Source organism: Mycobacterium sp. PS03-16 (genome assembly GCF_004570325.1).
Classification (GTDB): Bacteria; Actinomycetota; Actinomycetes; order Mycobacteriales; family Mycobacteriaceae; genus Mycobacterium.
In genome coordinates this window covers 75,875-93,847 of record NZ_SPQO01000002.1, presented here as the reverse complement: position 1 = coordinate 93,847, position 17,973 = coordinate 75,875, and the positions used below count along the sequence as shown (strand labels likewise).

18 protein-coding genes are annotated in these 17,973 nt (G+C 70.1%); 9 read left to right on the top strand and 9 right to left on the bottom strand.

Going from position 1 to position 17,973, the window contains the following annotated elements; translation table 11 throughout:
- Window positions 1-134 precede the first annotated feature (134 nt).
- Complete coding sequence (locus E4P42_RS01985; RefSeq protein ID WP_135122686.1) at window positions 135-1,013, bottom strand: hypothetical protein; 879 nt, start codon at window positions 1,011-1,013, stop codon at window positions 135-137.
- Between the two features lie 398 nt (window positions 1,014-1,411).
- On the opposite strand from E4P42_RS01985, the gene E4P42_RS01980 reads away from it, so the two are divergent.
- Both E4P42_RS01980 and E4P42_RS01975 read left to right on the top strand, forming a co-directional pair.
- Window positions 1,412-2,017 carry a hypothetical protein gene (locus tag E4P42_RS01980; protein WP_135122685.1) on the top strand — a complete coding sequence of 202 codons (606 nt, stop codon included), beginning with the start codon at window positions 1,412-1,414 and terminating at the stop codon, window positions 2,015-2,017.
- Window positions 2,014-2,397, top strand: coding sequence for a hypothetical protein (locus E4P42_RS01975; RefSeq protein WP_135122684.1), 384 nt, complete (start codon window positions 2,014-2,016; stop codon window positions 2,395-2,397). The genes E4P42_RS01980 and E4P42_RS01975 overlap by 4 nt, the downstream gene beginning before the upstream one ends.
- A 19-nt stretch (window positions 2,398-2,416) precedes the next feature.
- On the opposite strand, the gene E4P42_RS01970 is transcribed toward E4P42_RS01975, so the two are convergent.
- From E4P42_RS01970 to E4P42_RS01955, 4 genes are all read right to left on the bottom strand, one after another.
- Complete coding sequence (locus E4P42_RS01970; RefSeq protein WP_135122683.1) at window positions 2,417-3,784, bottom strand: alpha/beta hydrolase-fold protein; 1,368 nt, start codon at window positions 3,782-3,784, stop codon at window positions 2,417-2,419.
- Window positions 3,785-3,890: 106 nt separating this feature from the next.
- Complete coding sequence (locus E4P42_RS01965) at window positions 3,891-4,583, bottom strand: cutinase family protein (protein WP_245233850.1); 693 nt, start codon at window positions 4,581-4,583, stop codon at window positions 3,891-3,893.
- A gap of 339 nt (window positions 4,584-4,922) precedes the next feature.
- On the bottom strand, window positions 4,923-6,188 hold the full coding sequence (locus E4P42_RS01960; protein ID WP_135122681.1) for an HNH endonuclease signature motif containing protein: 1,266 nt from the start codon (window positions 6,186-6,188) through the stop codon (window positions 4,923-4,925).
- A 48-nt stretch (window positions 6,189-6,236) separates the two neighbouring features.
- Window positions 6,237-7,298 (bottom strand): hypothetical protein, encoded by a 1,062-nt coding sequence (locus E4P42_RS01955; RefSeq protein WP_135122680.1) that lies wholly within the window; start codon window positions 7,296-7,298, stop codon window positions 6,237-6,239.
- Window positions 7,299-7,500: 202 nt separating this feature from the next.
- Here E4P42_RS01955 and E4P42_RS01950 point away from each other — a divergent pair, with 202 nt between their 5' ends.
- Window positions 7,501-7,923, top strand: a complete 423-nt coding sequence (locus E4P42_RS01950; protein WP_135122679.1) for a nitroreductase family deazaflavin-dependent oxidoreductase — start codon at window positions 7,501-7,503, stop codon at window positions 7,921-7,923.
- Between the two features lie 36 nt (window positions 7,924-7,959).
- Here E4P42_RS01950 and E4P42_RS01945 read toward each other — a convergent pair whose 3' ends face one another.
- A complete protein-coding gene (locus E4P42_RS01945) occupies window positions 7,960-8,247 on the bottom strand; it encodes a zinc ribbon domain-containing protein (RefSeq protein ID WP_135122678.1) in 288 nt (95 codons plus the stop codon).
- 103 nt (window positions 8,248-8,350) lie between these two features.
- Between E4P42_RS01945 and fmdA the strand changes: the two genes are divergently transcribed.
- Window positions 8,351-9,604 (top strand): formamidase, encoded by a 1,254-nt coding sequence (gene fmdA / locus E4P42_RS01940; protein WP_135122677.1) that lies wholly within the window; start codon window positions 8,351-8,353, stop codon window positions 9,602-9,604.
- Here the strand turns inward: fmdA and E4P42_RS01935 are convergent.
- Window positions 9,601-10,971 carry an NAD(P)/FAD-dependent oxidoreductase gene (locus tag E4P42_RS01935; protein WP_135122676.1) on the bottom strand — a complete coding sequence of 457 codons (1,371 nt, stop codon included), beginning with the start codon at window positions 10,969-10,971 and terminating at the stop codon, window positions 9,601-9,603. The genes fmdA and E4P42_RS01935 overlap by 4 nt on opposite strands.
- Window positions 10,972-11,173: 202 nt before the next feature.
- Here E4P42_RS01935 and E4P42_RS01930 point away from each other — a divergent pair, with 202 nt between their 5' ends.
- The 4 genes from E4P42_RS01930 (at window position 11,174) to E4P42_RS01915 (ending at window position 15,207) form a co-directional block, all read left to right on the top strand.
- Window positions 11,174-11,593, top strand: a complete 420-nt coding sequence (locus E4P42_RS01930; RefSeq protein ID WP_167759321.1) for a ChaB family protein — start codon at window positions 11,174-11,176, stop codon at window positions 11,591-11,593.
- A 135-nt stretch (window positions 11,594-11,728) separates the two neighbouring features.
- Window positions 11,729-13,042 carry a ClC family H(+)/Cl(-) exchange transporter gene (locus tag E4P42_RS01925; protein WP_135122675.1) on the top strand — a complete coding sequence of 438 codons (1,314 nt, stop codon included), beginning with the start codon at window positions 11,729-11,731 and terminating at the stop codon, window positions 13,040-13,042.
- 81 nt (window positions 13,043-13,123) lie between these two features.
- Window positions 13,124-13,384, top strand: a complete 261-nt coding sequence (locus tag E4P42_RS01920) for a hypothetical protein (RefSeq protein WP_135122674.1) — start codon at window positions 13,124-13,126, stop codon at window positions 13,382-13,384.
- A gap of 110 nt (window positions 13,385-13,494) precedes the next feature.
- The gene (locus E4P42_RS01915; protein ID WP_135122673.1) at window positions 13,495-15,207 is read left to right on the top strand and encodes an alpha/beta hydrolase; all 1,713 of its coding nucleotides are present in this window, start codon (window positions 13,495-13,497) and stop codon (window positions 15,205-15,207) included.
- Window positions 15,208-15,222: 15 nt separating this feature from the next.
- On the opposite strand, the gene E4P42_RS01910 is transcribed toward E4P42_RS01915, so the two are convergent.
- Together E4P42_RS01910 and E4P42_RS01905 are read right to left on the bottom strand one after the other, a co-directional pair.
- Window positions 15,223-16,008, bottom strand: a complete 786-nt coding sequence (locus E4P42_RS01910; RefSeq protein ID WP_135122672.1) for a M15 family metallopeptidase — start codon at window positions 16,006-16,008, stop codon at window positions 15,223-15,225.
- 4 nt (window positions 16,009-16,012) lie between these two features.
- Window positions 16,013-17,389 (bottom strand): PLP-dependent aminotransferase family protein, encoded by a 1,377-nt coding sequence (locus E4P42_RS01905; protein WP_135122876.1) that lies wholly within the window; start codon window positions 17,387-17,389, stop codon window positions 16,013-16,015.
- Window positions 17,390-17,573: 184 nt separating this feature from the next.
- Here E4P42_RS01905 and E4P42_RS01900 point away from each other — a divergent pair, with 184 nt between their 5' ends.
- Window positions 17,574-17,972, top strand: coding sequence for a PaaI family thioesterase (locus tag E4P42_RS01900; protein WP_135122875.1), 399 nt, complete (start codon window positions 17,574-17,576; stop codon window positions 17,970-17,972).
- The last annotated feature ends 1 nt before the right edge of the window (window position 17,973 follow it).

The window sequence follows — 17,973 nt, the reverse complement described above, 5'->3', positions numbered from 1 at the left end:
TTCGAGAGCTTAGCCGCGTTCTTCGTCGGCAATCCGGCGATGGCGGGAGTTCGGTGGCGCGCGCTGCGGCTGGCCGCAATCCACCCCGCTCGTCGCGACGAGCGGGGTGGACTGGTCAGAAGAAGCGTCCGCGGTCAGCCGCCCACGGTCTGTGTCGCCTCCCCGATGGTGACTCGCTTGCCGTCATAGCTGGCCGTGCACGTCACCTTGGTGTTGTAGCTGACCAGTGGCGGCGGCCACAGCATGTCGGTGATGTTCCCGGTCCCGTTCGGCGGAACGCTGACGTTCCTGTTCACCGTTCCCGGCCCCACCAATCCGCTCGCCCTCGTTGCGGTGTAGGCGCATTCGGCGGGCAGGGCGGAATTGTTGGTGACCGCCACGTTCGCGTTCAGGCCCTCGCGGGTGATGTTCATCGACACCGCGTTCGCCGGCGGGGCGCACTGCTGGTCGGGCGGAACCGTGGCATTCAGCGACCCCGGCGGGCACTGCTTGGGCGGAGCCGTCTTGCACTGCTGGCCGGCCGGAACGGTCGGCGACTCGGACCCGGGCGGGCACTGCACCGGCGGGGCTTGCTTGCACTGCTGGCCGGCCGGAACCGTCGGCGTTTCGGAACCCGGCGGGCACTGCACCGGGGGCGCCGCCGGCGCGGTGTATCGGTAGTCCGCCCACGCCCCGCAGTCGCTGCCGAACGCATTCTGGCGGCAGCCCTGCACGGAGAGGGTGAAATCGCCTGCGGCGTTGACGGTTTGAGATGTGACGTTGTCACACGACTTGGAGAGCTCGCTCTGGCCCCCACCGTTGACCCGGGTGTTCACCACATCGCCGGCGAGGTCTTCGTGCACCCGCGGGCAGCCGGCGATGGTGCACACCACCTGGTTGTCGTTGGACTTCGTACAGTTCACGTCATAGCCGTTGCCCAGCACCTCGGCGCCGGCGATCGGCACCGGCGACAACGTCGGCGTGTCCGCCGGCGCCACCATTACGACGCCGAAAATGCAGGCCGCCGTTGCCATGATGGTGAGTAACTTGGGTACTCGTTTGCGAAGCATGTCATCCCCTCGATCGTCGACGTGTGGCGCTACCACCGGCCGGATGCGTCCCCTTGTCCACGCAGCTAGCTGTCTGGAACCTAGGACGACGTGGAGGTCCACTTAATCGGGTGATTCCCTATGCTTTGCGCGCTTCAACGACTGCCGGAGCGGCCCTGCGGTGAGTGCCCGGTGCTGCGGCGCGCCGGAAGCGGAAGTGGGCAACATTGCGCGATGATACGGGTGTGGTTTCTGATGCCAGTGTGACGAACGGAAGCGTGCCGGACGAGCAGCCTGCCGCGCAAACAACGGCGCCGGGGATTGCGACGGCGGCCTCCGAGCCGCAGGCCCCGCCTACGACCGCGGCGCAGAAGACGTGGTCCATGCCGACGTCCCCGGTCACCCGGGAACACGTCGACGCGCTGGGTCGCGGCGCCGTCAAGGCCGCCACCGGGATCGCGGCAGCCATCGCGGCGGTCGGGCGCGTCGCCGCCCGCATGGTCACCCAAACCTGGCGCGTCATCGACCACGTGCCCGCGGCGCTTCGCGTGCTCTCCGTCGTCGGCATCCTCATGCTGCTCGGCATCGTCGGGACCATCGCCCTGCCCGGTACCGCCGGTCTGCTCTGCGCCGTCGTGGTCGTGCCGTTGTGCTCCATCACCGTCGGTGCGCTCGGGCACCGCTGGTTCAGCACACCCCCCAGCGAGAAGGCCCCGCGGACCGACGTCCCCGCCCCCGAGATCGCCACCTCCGACCTGGCGCGGTCGGTCGCCTACGTCGACACAAAACTCACTCTGGCGCTCAACGCCTTTGGTTCCGACCGGCACGAGCAGGCCGTCATCGCGCTCTTTCAGGCGAAGACCGCCGTCGAACTCGCCCTCGGCACCGAACGCGACACCGACACTCGCCTCGACGCGCCGCTGCCGATCACCGACCACCCGCGCCGTCCGCGCATCCAGGCCGGCAGCGCCTCCCTGGCGGCCTCGTGAACGGACAGACGGTCACCGGTCAGGTCGCGCTCATCGAGGACGACTACACCCTCGTCATCAACCGTGGCGCCGAAGCCGGCGTGACGCTCGGGATGGTGTTCGCCGTGTACCAGGGCGACGGCCAAGTCGTCCGGGACCCGGAATCCGGCCGGGAGCTCGGCCGGCTCACCCGGGAGAAGCTGCGGGTGCGGGTGTTCGACGTCCAACCGCTCTTCGCCCGCGCGCACACCTTCGTCGAGACCGGCGACTTCCACGGTCTTCGGCAGGTGCCTTTCGTCGCCCGACCGCACGAGGACGTCGTCACCATCGACGTCGGCGACACCGTCGAGCTGGTCGGCGGCGAAGGACGGTCGTCGATGGCCGCCTGGGCGAACCGCTGATCCCGTCGCCGACACCGACTCACGGATCGGTGTCGGCAACGGTCGCGCTGACGCCGGCGGGACGCAGCCGGGCGATGACGCCGTCGATGTCCTGTCGGAACAGTTCGGGGCGGACGAAGTGGCCGCCGGGGACTTCGCGTGCGTCGTGCGGGATGCCCGCCGCGCGGAGGCGGTCGCGGAACTCCCGCTGGCCGGCCAGCACCTGGGCCTCGTTGACACTGTCGAACCAGTTCAGCGGGTCCGGGCTGGTGCCGGCGACCAGGAAGATTCGCTTGCTGCGGTAGCTTTCGATCCGCTCGACCGGGTTGTCGGCGCTCACCCTGGCCTGATTCCACAGCGGGGCGCCGTACACGGTGCCGCCGGCGAGGTCGAGGACGGCCGAGGTGATGTTCGCCCAGTGCACCACCAGGCCGAAGTCCCGGCGCAGGCTCGCCGGTCCGGAGTGGGAGCTGACCGAGGCGAAGTGGCCGTAGTACTTGGCGGCGTACTTCAGCGCGCCGAACCCGCCCATCGAGAATCCGGACACCGCGCGGCCGTCATATTCGGCGTAGGCGCGGAAGTTCGCCTCGATCCACGGCAGCAGTTGGGCGATGTGGAAGGTCTCCCAGTTCCTCGGCCCGACGAATGAGCTGACCGGGTTGGAGTACCAGCCGGCGTGCCCGCCGTCCGGCATCACCACGATGAGCGGCTTTCCGGCGGTCCACTCGCGGATGCCCAGGAAGTCGAACTGGCGGAAGTCCTCGTTGCCGCCGTGGAACAGGTAGAGGACGGGATAGGTGCGTCCGCTGGTCCGGTAGTCGTCCGGGAGCAGGACGTTGACGCCGGGGTTCCAGCCGATCGCCGCGGTCTGGAACCGGTAGTACCAGAGTCGGGCGTCGTTCTCGTTGCGGTCGACGATGCGCAGGCCGAACCCGTCGCTGCGCCCGGTGAAGATCACCAGCCGCTGCCCGACGTCGATGTCCGACGGGTCCGGGATGCCGTTGACGGTGGCGATCAGCGGATGGAATGCGGCGTCGCCATAGAAGCGCGCCGCCAGCGCCGACAGGGTGTCTCCGGTGACGACGGTGTGTCGCCTGACCTCCGGGACGATGAGCCGTTGTCCCGCGGTGAGCGAGCTGGATTCGGCGATACCGCTGGCGCGCGCGATCAGCCGGTCCAGGTCGGCATCACCGTAGAAGCGCGACGCCAAGCCCGCCAGCGTGTCGCCGGCGGCGGCCGTGTGCCTGGCGAAGTCGGGCAGGATCAGCCGTTGCCCCACCCTCAGCGTGTTGGGATCGGCGACGCCGCTTGCGGTGGCGATCAGCCGGTACAGCTCACCCTCGTTGTAGAAGCGCAACGCCAAGGCCGTCAGCGTTTCCCCCGCCACCACCGTGTGTGTCCTGACCATCGGTCACCCCGCTTCGGCGATCCACGCGTTGCGTCACTTCGATGGATACGCTCCTCGGAGCACTTTTGGGCGGGATTGGACAACGTCGCCCGCCCGCGTGCGCGTCTCAGACCGGCTGACCGGCCGGCGCGCCCGCACCGGGGCCGAGGGTGTTGGCGACGAACGCCGCGGCCTGGTCGGCGGCGCCATTGGTCGGGTAGGCGCTGTGCGCGGCCCGGTTCAGTCCGCCCGGCGAGCAGACCGGGTCGCCCGGGTTGCACAGCTGAATCGTCTTGGCGGCATACAGGTTGCCGATCGTGATCGGCGGCGCACCACGGTCGACCAGTCCGAGGAACCACGGATCCGGCGTGCCGAACAGGGCGACCGCGGCGACGTGCGATGCGATGGCCGGCGGCATGGGCCCGGTGATTCCGGCCGGCAGCGTGAAGCCGGCGGGCACGGCGTCGGCCGTGGTGTAGGCGGCGACGGCGGCGCCCTGCGAGTAGCCGCCGAGCACGATCTTCGTGTCCGGGCAGCTGGCGGCAATGGCCTGAATCTCGTTGCTCGCGTCGGCAACTCCGTTCGCGGCGGCCGCGAAGTCCAGTGACGCCGGGTAGTTCACCCCGTACACCGCCACGGGCTGTCCGCCGATGCGGGCGTTCAGGGCGTTGACGAACGCCTGCCCGACCGCGCCGACGCCGGGCGCCTCAAAGGTGCCGCGGGCGAACACCACCTCGACGTCCGGACAGGCGGGTTGCGGTGCCGCCGAGGCGATTCCGGCCGCCTGCGGGCCGAGCAGCCCGGACACCGAGATCGCCATGACGGCAAGCCAGCGAAACACACGTAACCGGAATGAAGTGCGGGCAGGGCCGGCGGTCATGGTCGAGTCCTTTCGCGCGCGTCTGTGGTGGCATAAGCGTCCCGGGCCGCGCCGTATTCCACATCGACGCTGGCCAGCACACATGTCGACCGATAGCAGCAATCGGCACTACCTGCTATCCGGTAGTGGTCGGACGAAGCGGCAGCGGCTCGGCAGATTCTCGTGAGGCGTTAGTGCCGTACGCCCTCGACCACTGACCTGTCATAGAGGCGTTGTCACACAGACGGTCTGCGCGGCGGCAGGTGCGCGAGCGTGCCCGCACCACCATGAGTCGTCGATCTAGTTGGTGGAGGGTGGTGGGTGTGGTTCGAAGGGTCGGTACCACCACCAACCCATGCGCTCGCCGGTGGGACCCGCATACGGCGGGACCGCCGGGGGTGGTGTGGTGGGTGGGCGGGCCAGCGACCCCCCGGGTAGTGGTCGGCCGTCGTCGTCGGTGACGGTCAGGTGGTCGGCGGTGCCGCTGATCGTGATGAAGCCGCGGTGGTGCATCCGGTGGTGATACGGACACACCAGCACGAGGTTGTCGAGGTCGGTGGGGCCGCCGTCCTGCCAGTGCCGGATGTGATGGGCGTGCAGACCGCGGCTGGCGCCGCAGCCGGGGACCACGCAGGTGCGGTCCCGATGCTCCAGGGCGCGGCGCAGCCGCCGGCTGATGCCGCGCGTGGAGCGTCCGGCGCCGATCGGTTGGCCGTCACGTTCGAACCACGCCTCAAACGTCGCGTCACACAACAGCAAGCGGCGATCCTCACCACTGAGCATCGGCCCCAGATGCACGCCCGCGGCCGGTTTGTCGACATCGAGGTGCACCAGCACGGTGGTGCGCTGCCCATGCGGGCGGCGCGCCACCTCGGTGTCCCAGCCGGCCTCCACCAGGCTCATGAACGCCTCCATCGTGGTCGGAAACGACGCTGCCTGCTCGGGCGGCCGGCCACGCGCATCCACGCCGTGCGCGTCATAGTCAGCGTCGTGGTCGCGCTTCCAATCCGCGATCAACCCGTCCCGATGCGCCTGCAACGCGGCGTCGAATCGGGCCGCCTCCAACGTGGTGAGCCGGATCCGCCACGTCGTGTAATCGCCGTCCTCATGCTTGGTGATCACCGACTCCGGCTCGGGTTTCGGCTTCGGTTGCGGGCGGGGTTCGAGCTTGACCATGGTGCGCAACTGGGTGACCGTCGCGTTCTGCGCCAACCCGACATAGTGCTCATCAGATCCCTCGGCCGCGCCCTTGGCGATCACCCCAACCTGATCCAACGACAACCGGCCCTCCCGCAGCGCCTCGGCACAGCGCGGGAACTGCTCGAGCCGATGCGCCACCGCCACCATGGTCTCGGCATTGCTCGGCGAAGTACCGGTCTTCCACGCCACCAGTGACGCGATCGACCGGCACCCCGTGGCACCCCACAACCCGGCACCGTCGATCTCGGCCACGATCTGCGCCAGCCGGCCATCGATCGCATTGCGCTGACCGCACAGTTCCGACATCTCCTCGAACAACAGCCCAAGGCGTTCCTGCGGAAGCAAAACCGTTGCGGTCGAGGACATACCACGATTCTCGCAGAGGGGTCTGACACGTTCCCCCGTCGCGCGCGGCTACCCGGTGGTCGAGCCTCCGCTGCCGGTGGTCGAGTCAGCGCTGTCGCTCGACGACGTGTCGTCAGTTCCGCGCGCCGGTGTGTCGTCGGCGGTATCGGACGGCTCGTCGGCCTCGTCACGGCCCGCGCCCAGACCCGTCCGGACACTGGGCCGCTCGGAGTTCGCCTCGTCGGTCGATACGCCGGCGTCCGGGTCCAGCAGTTCCGACTCGGACGAATCGGATTCGGACACAGTCTCTTCAGAGTCGGTGGCCGGGGTGATCTCCTCGACCGCCTCCTCGGTCTCCGCCGCGATGACGGCCGGTGCCACGACGGGTTCGGCCGCGCCCTCGGTGCCGTCCTCGGTGCCCTCGACGGCGAGCGTCACATCGACCAGCTCGGAGGTGCTCGTCGGCGCCACCACGTCCGGGAATTCGTCGGTCACGTTGCGGTCGGCCGGCCACTGACCCCACGGGGTGAGCAGGCCGGGCGCGGGGATGCGCTCGCCGTCGAGCTCACCGGTGAGCAGCGGCCCCAGGTCGCCGTAGCCGCCGAACAGGAAGCCGTCGATGACGTGGATCGGCGACTCCAGGATCGCCCTGATCTGGCCTGCCGTGTCGCCGGCCATACCGGCCCGGTAGATGTGCTGATGCGCGGTGCCACTGCCGCCCAGGGCGCCCAGCAGCGGCCCGACCAGCCGTGCGAAGGCGTAGTCGACCGTCGCGGGCAGTTGCTCGCGGATCTCATTCCCGTGGGGAAGCGCGTCGGCGAGCACCTCGGCCACCGCATCGGTGAACGGGCCGACCACCAGCGGCGCCACCGGGGCCAGCAGTGAGGAGGCCACCAGCGAGTGATTCCAGGGCAGCAGGTCCGCATCGGCCCACTGCGCAGCCAGCTGGTTGAACAGCGCGGGGGTGTCGTGCTGCAGCGCGTGGCCGCTTTCCGCTATCGCGGCCACCGCCCCGGCGACCAGAATCTCGGCGTACCGGGTGAACGACGCCATCTCGACCTCGGTGGTCCTGATGGCAGGCGGAGCGGCGACGATCTCGTCGGCGGCGGTGATCACCGGAAGCGACGACAAGGCGATGGCACCTGCCCCCGCCAGTGCGACGCCCGCCGTGATCGAACGATGAAACCGCTTGTACGCCATGCCTTCTCAACTCCAACCTGATCGCTGTGATGCGGACCAGCGGAGTGTAGCCGAGCGGTGGGCGTAATTGGGGGCTCCGTACCCGGGGTATGCGCCGGGAATACCCCGCGGCGGGCGGCGTTCAATAGGAGTCATGACCGAGCAACCAGAGCTGAGCCCCACCGACTGGGTTCGTGAGCAGACCCAGCGCATCCTCGAACAGGGCACCACCGACGGCGTCGAGGTCCTCGACCGCCCGATTGTGCTGTACACCACGATCGGCGCGAAGTCCGGCAAGAAGCGCCTCGTCCCGCTGATGCGTGTGGAGGAGAACGGCAAGTACGCGATGGTCGCCTCGAAGGGCGGCGACCCGAAGCACCCGACGTGGTACCACAACGTCAAGGCCAATCCGACGGTCACCGTGCAGGACGGCGACCGGGTGTCGACCGGGACCGCCCGCGAGATCGAGGGCGACGAGCGTGAGCACTGGTGGAAGCTGGCCGTCGAGGCCTACCCGCCGTACGCGGAGTACCAGACCAAGACCGACCGGCAGATCCCCGTCTTCGTCGTCGAATAACGTCGAACCGCAGGGTCGGGCGACGGCGCGGATCCGCTACGGCCGCGGCAGCTTGCGGTGTAGCGGGTTCGTGCTGACCGGCGTGGCGCCGCGCGTCCGCGGCGGCACGCGGTCGACCACCGCCGGAGTGTCGGCGGTGGCGCGCGTCGCGTCCTGCGCCCGCATGGCCGCGCTGCGCCCCGCGCCGAGCGCGGGAGAACCGATCATCCGGCGTGCCGGCTCACCGCACTGCGCACACACCGCGGTGTCCGGTGGCGCGGTGATGGGATGGCGCTCGCTGAACACCGGACAGCCCCGCGCGCACCGGAACGAATACGAAGGCACGCATATCACCATAAATCGATGACTTCCCCTGCACCCCCTCCGTGGCCGCGATAGGTTCGGAGCACTAGCCGAACCAACGCCCGTAGGCATTGAGGAGGGCGACGTGCCCGAACTGCTCTTCCCGCTCGACTCCGGCAAGAAGTTCACCGAGCAGCAGATCGTCGGCCACAACCGGTGGCATCCCGACATCCCCGCCGCCGTCACCATCAAGCCGGGAGACAGCTTCCGGGCGCACTGCCGCGAGTGGTTCGACGGAGCCATCCACAACGACGATTCGGCCGAGGACATCCTCAACGCCCCGCTCAAGAGCGTGCACTGCCTGTCGGGTCCGTTCGCCGTCGAGGGCGCCGAACCCGGTGACCTGCTGATCGTCGACATCCTCGACGTCGGGCCGATCCCGCAGGAGGACTCCGGTCCGCTGGCCGGGCAGGGCTGGGGCTACACCGGCATCTTCGCCAAGCGCAACGGCGGTGGCTTCCTCACCGACCAGTTCCCCGACGCCTACAAGGCGATCTGGGACTTCTCGGGGCAGACCACCACGTCGCGCCACGTGCCCGGCGTCAAGTACACCGGCATCGTGCATCCCGGGCTGATGGGCACCGCGCCGTCGGCGGAGTTGCTGTCGCGCTGGAACCGCCGCGAGGCGGCGCTGATCGCCACCGACCCGGATCGCGTTCCGCCGCTTGCCCTCCCACCCGAACCGCAGGACGCGATCCTCGGATCGCTGTCGGGTGACGAGTTCACCCGGGTGGCCGGGGAGGGCGCGCGCACCGCACCGCCCCGCGAGAACGGCGGCAACCAGGACATCAAGAACCTCACCAAGGGCAGCCGGGTGTTCTACCCGGTGTTCGTGCCGGGAGCGAACCTGTCGTTCGGAGACCTGCACTTCTCGCAGGGTGACGGTGAGATCACGTTCTGCGGCGCCATCGAGATGGGCGGCTTCCTGGATCTGCACGTCGACCTCATCAAGGGTGGTATGCAGACCTACGGCGTCTCCGAGAACGCGATCTTCATGCCGGGCCACACCGATCCGCAGTACTCGCAGTGGATCGCGTTCTCCGGCACGTCGGTCACCCTCGACGGCGAACAGCGGTACCTGGACTCGGATCTGGCCTACCAGCGGGCCTGCCTGCACGCCATCGACTACCTCACCAAGTTCGGGTACAGCCCCGAGCAGGCCTACCTGCTGCTCGGGTCGGCGCCCATCGAAGGCCGGCTCTCCGGGGTGGTGGACATCCCGAACTCCTGTGCCACCGTGTACCTTCCGACCGCGATCTTCGACTTCCCGATCGCCCCGTCGGCGTCGGGCCCCCACCAGATCGACCCGGGGATCGGGGCGCCGCACGCCGCGTTCTAGCCGCCTGAGCTCGTCGACGTCCCGCGGATCTGCCGGAAGGGTTCGTCGGGATCCCAGTTCGAGTAGGTGTAGCGCTGTTCGGGGCGGTCCGCGGCGCCGAGCATGAACGCCCGGTGGTAGCGGCCGGCGCGCGCGATCGACGCCAGCCAGGTGGCCACCGTGCTGATCCGGTTGCTGACACCGGTGAGGAACGCGATGTGGATCAAGCCCCAGGCCACCCAGCCCAGGTTGCCCGATACCCGGATCGGACCGACTTCGAGCAGCGCGTGGCCGTGGCTGATGTAGGCCGCCGATCCCAGGTCGCGGTAGCGGTACGGGCGGCGCGGCCGACCGGCCAGGTCACGCCGGACGCAGCGGGCCGCGTGCAGGCCGCCCTGCATCGCGTTCTCCGCGACGCCGGGCAGCTTGTCGCGGCCGGCGAGGTCGCCGATGACGAAGATCTCCGGGTGCCCGGCGACGGTCAGGTCCGGTTCCACCTGGATGCGGCCGGCACGGTCCGTCGCCGCGCCGAGCACCTCGGCGACGTGGCGGGCGAACGGCACGGCTTCCACGCCGGCCGTCCACAGCACCGTGCGGGTGGCGAACTCCCGGGCCGGACCGCCCTTCTTCGGGGTGACGGTGACGCCGTCGCGGCGCACGTCGGTGACGTGGACCCCGAAGTGCATCTCGACGCCGAGTTCGCGCAGCGTCTCGGTGGCCTTGGTCGCCAGGTGCGGGGCGAAGGTCTTGAGGACCCGGTCGCCGCCGTCGAACAGCAGCACCCGGGCCTCCTGGGGCTGAATGCTGTGGAACTCGCACGCCAGTGTGCGCGTGGCCATTTCGCGGATCTGCCCGGCGAGCTCCACGCCCGTCGGGCCGCCACCGGCCACCGCGAAGGTCAGCCAGCTGGTCCGCTCGGGGCCCGGCGGCAACGTCTCGGCGATCTCGAAGGCGGTGAACACGCGCTGGCGGATCTCCAGCGCGTCGTCGAGGGTCTTCATGCCCGGCGCCCACTCGGCGAAGTGCTCGTTGCCGAGGTAGGACTGCCGCATACCCGCCGCGATGATCAGCACGTCGTAGTCGACGGTGAACGTCGTCTCGTCGGGACGCAGCGCGGTCACGGTACGGGCCTGCGGCTCCAGCTCGATCGCCTCACCCAGCAGCGTCCTGATGTTGGGATGGCGCGCGAACTCCTCACGCAGCGGCCGGCTGATGTGCCCGATGCTCAGCTTCCCCGTGGCGCACTGGTAGAGCAGCGGCTGGAACAGGTGGCCGGCCGAGCGGTCGAGCACCGTGACGTCGACATCGGCGCGGGCCAGCCGGCGGGCGCAGAACAGGCCGCCGAATCCGCCGCCGATGATCAGTACCTTGGGTCGTTCCTGGCTCATCACCTCAAGGCTATTCCCCGCCATCGGCCTGGTGAAGCACGGTCCGGCAGCCGCGACGAATATGCCTGTCCCGCAGCGGCTCTGGGGCCAGACCGCAGGTGGTGCCGCGCGCGCCGCGGCGACGTGGTGTTTGCCGATCGTGATATCGGGTACCGCGACAGGTACCGCCCGACCGACCGACGACGCGCGAGGGAGCGACATCGTGCCGATGACGAAGAAGAACGGCAAGCCCAAGCTCAAAGAGCTGCCGAGCACACTGCAGAAGTCCGGCAAGAAGGCGCAGCGCACTTTCGCCAAGGCCCACGATTCCGCGGTGAAGGAGTACGGCGAGGGGGAGCGCGCCCACCGCGTCGCCTACAGCGCGCTCAAGCACGCGTTCGAGAAGGTCGGCGACCACTGGGAGAAGAAGGACAAGAAGGGTCCGTCGGATGAGCGGGCCCGCGGTGGTGGCGCCGACGCCAGAGGGAAGAGCGCCGAGGGCGTCGACGCGAACGCCAGCAAGAAGCACCTGACCGAAGTCGCCCGCAAGCTCGACATCCCGCGCCGCTCGACCATGAGCAAGGACGAACTGGTGACGGCGATCAAGAAGGCCAACCGCGGGAAGACCGCGAAGAAGCGCTGACCGAAGTCCGACGGCCCAGCGCGACCGGATGCGAGACTGAACACCCGTCGCACCGTCACGCCAAGGAGGGCACCCGGTCGTGCAGACAGGTTGTGGGCCCGGCTGCGCGCGACGCCCGTCCGGACCCCCCGCCGCATGACCGTGGACGGTCCCGCCGAACCGGACGAGTCGCGGCGTGGATGGGCCCAGATCTGCCTGACCGCCGTCGTGGCCGGCGTGGCGATCGGCTTCATCGGCGGCGCGTTCCGCTGGTGCCTGGAGCACGCCGACCGGTTACGCGTCGACCTCGTCGAGTGGACGCACGCGCTGCCCGGCCCCGGGTGGCTGGTGCCGATGGCGACCGCGGCGACCGGCGCGGCGCTGGCGGCGCTGATCGTGCGGTTCGTGCCACTGGCGGCCGGTAGCGGCATCCAGCACGTCGAGGCGGTGTACCGGGGTGACGCCCGCCCACCGCTGCTGTTGCTGTTGCCCGCCAAGTTCATCGGCGGCGTGCTGTCCATCGGGTCGGGGCTGGTGCTCGGCCGCGAAGGTCCCACGGTGCACATGGGCGCGGCGATCGGCGCCGAGGCCGCCCGCCGCGCGAAACTGCCGGACGCCGACGTCCGCATGATGCAGACCGCGGTGGGCGGGGCCGGCCTCGCGGTCGCGTTCAACGCGCCGATCGGCGGCACCCTGTTCGCCCTCGAGGAGGTCACCAAGTCCTTCCGGCTGACCACGGTGCTGGCCACGCTGTTCGCCGGGGCGACCGCGGTCGGCTGTATGCGGGTGCTGCTCGGCAACGAGCCCGACTTCTTCGTCGCCGCGATCGACACGCCGGCGCTGGAGTGGCTGCCGCTGTTCGTCGTCTTCGGGCTGCTGACCGGATGCCTGGGCGCGGGGTACAACCGGCTGACGTTGTGGTTCCTCGACCACATCGGCGGGTACCGGCGAATCCCCGCGGTGGCGAAGGCGGCGATGATCGGGGCGGTCATCGGCGCCGCGATGTTCGTCTACCCGCTCGCGGTCGGCGGGGGTGACACGCTGACCCAGTTGATTCTCAGCGGGCACCACATCGTGCTGCCGGTCGTCATCGGCTATCTGCTGGTGCGGCTGGTCGCCGGGCCGCTGTCGTATTCGGCCATGGTGCCCGGTGGGCTCTTCGCCCCGCTGCTGGCCGTCGGCGCGCTGTGGGGCGTGTTGTTCGTCGAGGTGTGCGACGGGCTGTGGGCCGGTGATCTGAGCGGCTTCGTCGTGCCCATGGCGCTGGTCGGCATGGCGGCGTTCTTCGGTGCCACGGTGCGCGCGCCGGTCACCGGCATCGTCGTCGTGATCGAGATGACCGCCACCACGTCGGTGGCGATCCCGATGCTGGCGGCGACCGCCGCCGCAGTGCTGGCCGCCGAACTCATCCGGTCGCCGCCGATCTACGAGAGCCTGCGCGAACGCATGACGCCCGAGACGCCGGCCTGAGCCGGAAACTCACAGCAAAACATCGCCATTCCATCAGCACTGCCTTCGCGCGCCATCAGCAGGGGCGGGCACGCTGAGCCCATGACCACATCGATCGACCCATCGCGCGTCCGCGACGACGCCGCGCCCGATACCGGTCGCACCCGCACCCCGTACCCGGCCCGGATCGCGCTGGCCGGCGTCGCCGCCGTCCTGATCCTCGGCACGCTGCAGGTCGGCGGCCAGTTGGCGGTGCTGACCGGTGTGGTCACCGCGCTCGCCCTGATCGCGGCCGCGGTGATCGGCTGGGAGCGCGTGGTGACCTCGGCCCAGACCGCGGGACTGGTCTCGCGCCGATCTTGATCCTTCAACCCCGGACACGCCGGCGACCGTGCGACCATCCTCACCGGTGCTGACGGCGCAGCAAGCGGTCAGCCGGTTGCTGGCACAGCGACGTGTGACGGGGGTCCACGATGGAACGCATCCCACTCTGGCTGAGCGCAGGCGCGATCGCCGCAGGTGTCTCGGCGGCAGCCCTCGTCGGCGCCGCAACGGCGAACGCCGACACCGGCGCGGGTGCGTCGGGTACGCCGAGCGCCAGTAGCGGACCCGCCGACTCCGCGGCACCGTCCGACAACGACCCCGACGCCGCGCCCCACCAGGATTCGTCCTTGGACGCCGAGGACGCCGAGGACGCCGAGGACGCCGATCCCGAACCAGAGAACGAGGACGCCGAGGAGAAACTCGAGCCCGACGACGTCGACGACACGGAGACCGCGCCGGAGCCCGGCCAGGACCCCGAGCCCCCGGCAACCGGCGACGCGGACGTCACCCCGGAGCTGTCCGAAGCACCGGAGCCGGACGACACTGCCGCCGGCGCGGGGGCGGAGCAGGAGCCCCCTGCGCTCATCGACCCCGTTGTCACGCAGGAGCTTCCGGCGGCCGGCCAGAACCGCCGCGGGGCCGCCCGCACGCTCGGTGCGTCCGACCGGGAGGCGGTGAGTGCCCTCGCCGCGCCGATGCCGACGCCGCAGCCGCCTGCGCCGGCGCCGTTCGGATTCCTCGAGCAGCTGCCTCCGCCGATCCGGTCGATCGGCTCGGCGGCCTTCGACCTGCTCGGCATCGTCATCAGGACCGTCACCGGGCCGCCGCAGCTGCCGCCGGGCAGCACCGTCACCGTGCGCAGTGCGACGCTGAAGATCGACGGCCGTGCCGTGACGGCGGACTGGTACTTCCCCGAAGGCGACGAACCTCCGCAGCGGATGATCTACCTGCAGCACGGGTTCCTCGCCAACAGCCGGATGTACAGCTACACCGCGGCGATGCTGGCCGAGCGCACCAACAGCGTCGTCGTCGCCCCCACGCTGAGCGCCAACCCGTTCACCGAGGACGATTTCTGGCTCGGCGGCGACCCGATGTACCGCGCCGTCGCCGACCTGTTCGTCGGGGATCGGGCCGCACTGAACGCCAGCGCGGTGAAGGCCGGCTACACCGACCATTACGGCGTCGACGCGGTCCTGCCCACCGAATTCGTCATGGCCGGCCACTCGCTGGGCGGTGGCCTGGTGGTCGGTGTGGCCGGCTACTACGCCCAGGCGGTCCGCACCCGTAACGAGGAGAACCACCTCGCAGGCGTCGTCACCCTCGACGGCGTGCCGCCGCGCAGCGACATCGTCACCACATCGTTGGCGGCGCTGGATCAGTCGGGTGCATACGTGCCGATCTACGAACTGCACGCCCCGACCAACTACCTGAACTCCACCAGCACCATCGTCGACGATCTGGCCCGAGAGCAGTCCGGGCAGTTCCACGGCGTCGAGCTCGACCGCGGCGTCCACATGGACTCGATGCTCGGCGGCAACCCGCTGATCCAGCTGGCGGCATACGTGGTCGCCGGCTTTCCGGCACCGCAGAACCCGCCCGCCGCACAGACGTTGATGGCCGGGTGGATCGACGACATGTTCGCCGGGCGTATCGATCCGGCCACCGGCGCCTGCGCGGGCGACGACTGCGCGGGGATCTACGGCGCGCCCGGTGCGACCGTCGGCATCCAGACCGGCAAGGGCCGCGCCACCGCGACCGTGCTGGGCGTCTCCGCCCCGACGTCGCGCGGCATCGGCGCCGCCGCCGTGCCGGCGTCGCTGTGGCGGCCGGGCCGGGATGCATTGCTGCTCGATGTCGCCTGAGGGTTCGGTTACCGCCTACCGCGACACCGACGACGGCGCGACGGGGACGTCGAAGTAGGTCTGCGGATACGGTTCGGGCTGAAACGTGAAATGCCACCACTCGTTGGGATAGTTCTCCAGCCCTTGGGCGGCGAGGCCGTCCTTGAGCAGCAGCCGGTTCTTGCGCTGGTCACCCTGGATCCGCGGATCGAGCGTGTGGGCCAGCGTGTCGAAACAGTCGTAGCCGGTGCCCATGTCGACCGAGTTGTCCGGGAAACGTTGCGGTGCAGCACAGTCGACGAGCGGCTGGCCCGGCACGAAGGCGGGCTGGGGCGGTGCCGGTAGCCGCACCAGGGTGAGATCGACCGTACTGCCGCGGCTGTGTCCGGACTTGTCGGCGATGTAGCCGTCGGCGAACAGCTGCGACTTGTCCACCCGGGGATAGAACTCCGGCTTCATCCGCTGGTCGGCCGGGTCGGCCGCCCAGGCGACGAAGTCGTCGACGGCCCGCTGCGGCCGGTAGCAGTCGTAGACCTTGAGCGTGTACCCCTGCGCGAGGAAGCCCTGCTGCGCGCGACGCAACGCCTCGGCCGCGGGTCGGGTGAGCAGACACAGCGGTGCCTCGTAGCCGTCGACCGGGTCGCCGGTGAAGTTGTGGCCGGTGACGTAGCGGATGTCGAGCAGGATCGACGGGTCGACGTCGGACAGCGAGACGAAGTCCGGCGCGGCGGGCGCCGGTTGCGCCGCCGCCACCGGGGCCGTCCACCCGCCGATCACCAGTGCCGCGGCGGCCAGGGCGCCGCGCAGAAAGGAATGCGCCATCTCCTCAGTGCAGCACGTCGGCGCGCTGCGCGCGGGTCATCGGGGCAAGCGCGGGCAGGTGCCGGGCGACCAGCGCGCGCAGGTGCCGCAGCGCCCGGTCGAGGTCGCGGGGGTCGGGGGTGGCCAGCGCGAGCCGCAGCGCGTTGGGGACGTGCCCGGTGGTCGCGAACGCATCCGCGGTGGAGACGAGGATCCCGGCGTCGGCGAGGTGGCGGGCGAGGATGTCGGCCCGGACCTCCTCGGGCAGTGTCAACCACCCGATGTAGGAGCCGGGGTGGGCGTGGTAGTCCAGGCCGGTCAGCGCCGCGCGCGCCAGCCGCTGCCGGTCGGTCGCGTCGTCGCGGCGGAGCTTCTCGAGTTCCTCGACCGTGCCGTCGGCCAGCCACCGGGTGGCCAGCGCGGCCGCGATGGTCGATGTGCCCCAGGTCGCGGCGCGGACCGCACGGATGACCGCGCCGCGACGGCTTGCGGGCGTGACGACGTACCCGACACGCAGCCCCGGCGCCAGGTTCTTCGACAGGGAACCGAGGTAGAACGTCCGCTCGGGGATCAGCGTCTGCAGCGGGGTGGCAGTGGGCTCGAGGAACGCGTAGACCGCGTCTTCGACCACGATGAGGTCCCGGCGGCGCGCAATTGCGGCGAGCCGCTCCCTGGCCCCGGCGCCGAGTACGAAACCGAGCGGATTATGGAGTGTCGGAATGCAATACAGCACCGTCACCGGCCGGTGTGCGCACACCCAGTCGAGGTGGTCGAGGTCCATCCCGACGGTGTCGACGGGGATCGGCGCCAGGTCGAGGCGACGCGCCGAGGCGAGGAGCTTCATCCCGGGGTAGGTGAGGGAGTCGACGGCCACCACCGACCCGGGTGCGGTCACCGCGCCGAGGATCGCGTCGAGCCCCTGCTGACCTCCGCCGGTGAGCACCACCCGGTCGGGGGCGACGTCGATGCCGTGGCCGAGCAGATGGGTCGCCACCGCGGCCTGTGCGCGGGTGCGCCCGCCGGGAGGGTCCTGCATCAGCAGGGCGGCCAGATCGCCCTCGCCGGCCAGATCCCGCAGCGCCCGCCTGAGCTGATCACCCTGATCGGCGGCCAGCGGCTGGTTGAACGACAGGTCGGCGATCCTTGGCGCGTCGGCACGCCGGCGCGGTTCCAGACCGGAGTAGCCGGCGAGGTCACGCACGAAGGTGCCGCGCCCCGGCTCACCGACGACCAGTCCGGCGTCGGCCAGCAACCGGTACACCTTGGTCGCGGTCGCCACCGCGACGCCGTACCGGTCGGCCAGGTCACGGTGGGTGGGCAGCCGCGTGCCGGCGGGCAGCGCGCCGCTGCGGATCCGTCCTGCGATCTCGTCGGCCACGACGGTGTGTCGGTGGATGCGCACCGCGGCCCCCACTTGTGCGTAGGACAATTTGTTGATTGCACTATCCCACGTTTCTACGGTCGAACCCGTCACCACCGTCCGAATCGTTGGGAGTGCGATGTCCGAACCCGCCGCGGCCCCGCCCGTGCTGTCCTATCTGCAACGCCGGCTCACCGGAATCACCCAGCCTGACAACGTGATTCACATGCGCTACCCCACGGCGATCTCCACGCTGCTGGGCTTCGAGATCAGCGCCGTCGGCGCGGGGACCGCGGCGGTGACGGTCGAGGTGGACCCGGCGCGCCACGGGAACCAGCAGGGCACCGTGCACGGCGGATTCCTCGTCGAACTGGCCGACGCGGCGATCGGCACCGCGCACTCCACGCTGATGTATCCGGGGGAGACGTTCACCAGCATCGACCTGCGCGCGACGTTCCTGCGCCCGGTCTGGGTGGACACCCTGGTCGCGACCGCTCGGCCCACCCACAGTGGCCGCACCATCACGCACTACACCTGCGACGTGGTGCGCTCCGACGGCAAGATCGCGGCGACCGTGACCAGCGTCGTCATGACCCTGCGCGGCGAGGCGGCCCAGGGCCGATGAC

What these genes read in the sequence shown, in the direction of transcription:
- E4P42_RS01985 (WP_135122686.1), bottom strand. Translation starts at nt 1,013, where the DNA reads ATGGCAACGGCGGCCTGCATTTTCGGCGTCGTAATGGTGGCGCCGGCG.
- E4P42_RS01980 (WP_135122685.1), top strand. Translation starts at nt 1,412, where the DNA reads ATGCCGACGTCCCCGGTCACCCGGGAACACGTCGACGCGCTGGGTCGC.
- E4P42_RS01970 (WP_135122683.1), bottom strand. Translation starts at nt 3,784, where the DNA reads ATGGTCAGGACACACACGGTGGTGGCGGGGGAAACGCTGACGGCCTTG.
- E4P42_RS01965 (WP_245233850.1), bottom strand. Translation starts at nt 4,583, where the DNA reads ATGGCGATCTCGGTGTCCGGGCTGCTCGGCCCGCAGGCGGCCGGAATC.
- E4P42_RS01960 (WP_135122681.1), bottom strand. Translation starts at nt 6,188, where the DNA reads ATGTCCTCGACCGCAACGGTTTTGCTTCCGCAGGAACGCCTTGGGCTG.
- E4P42_RS01950 (WP_135122679.1), top strand. Translation starts at nt 7,501, where the DNA reads ATGACCGAGCAACCAGAGCTGAGCCCCACCGACTGGGTTCGTGAGCAG.
- E4P42_RS01935 (WP_135122676.1), bottom strand. Translation starts at nt 10,971, where the DNA reads ATGAGCCAGGAACGACCCAAGGTACTGATCATCGGCGGCGGATTCGGC.
- E4P42_RS01925 (WP_135122675.1), top strand. Translation starts at nt 11,729, where the DNA reads ATGACCGTGGACGGTCCCGCCGAACCGGACGAGTCGCGGCGTGGATGG.
- E4P42_RS01920 (WP_135122674.1), top strand. Translation starts at nt 13,124, where the DNA reads ATGACCACATCGATCGACCCATCGCGCGTCCGCGACGACGCCGCGCCC.
- E4P42_RS01915 (WP_135122673.1), top strand. Translation starts at nt 13,495, where the DNA reads ATGGAACGCATCCCACTCTGGCTGAGCGCAGGCGCGATCGCCGCAGGT.
- E4P42_RS01910 (WP_135122672.1), bottom strand. Translation starts at nt 16,008, where the DNA reads ATGGCGCATTCCTTTCTGCGCGGCGCCCTGGCCGCCGCGGCACTGGTG.
- E4P42_RS01900 (WP_135122875.1), top strand. Translation starts at nt 17,574, where the DNA reads ATGCGCTACCCCACGGCGATCTCCACGCTGCTGGGCTTCGAGATCAGC.